This is a genomic window from Mesorhizobium sp. M00.F.Ca.ET.216.01.1.1, assembly GCF_004010325.2.
In the GTDB taxonomy this organism is placed as follows: Bacteria; Pseudomonadota; Alphaproteobacteria; order Rhizobiales; family Rhizobiaceae; genus Mesorhizobium.
Window position 1 is genome coordinate 1 of sequence record NZ_SADR02000482.1, and the last position, 295, is coordinate 295.

General features: G+C 61.4%; 1 pseudogene. It reads right to left on the reverse strand.

The annotated features are described in order from the left end of the window. Nucleotides 1-236, reverse strand: a pseudogene (locus EN859_RS37065) (hypothetical protein); the annotation flags it as partial. Nucleotides 237-295: the final 59 nt, after the last annotated feature.

A 295-nucleotide genomic window follows, 5' to 3' on the forward strand; every position in this document is an offset into this window, starting at 1 on the left:
ATCGCATAGTAGCGGTGCGACAGGCGCGGATAGGCGTCGCGGACGGCGGACGCCAGCGCATCCACAACGCTGCGCTCGACGCGGTTGGCGAGATGGCGTGAATCGGCGATGTCCTCGAAGTCACGCCAGCGGTCGGAGATCTCCTTGTCCTTGGCCAGCGTGTTGGTGATCAGCGTGAAGGTGCGCAAATTCTTGCGGAAGGTTGCGGCCAGGCGAAAGTGAAGGTCTGACGCCATGGAACTCTGGATACTCTTCGGCGTCTTCACCCTTCTGATGCTTATCGGCACGCCGATCG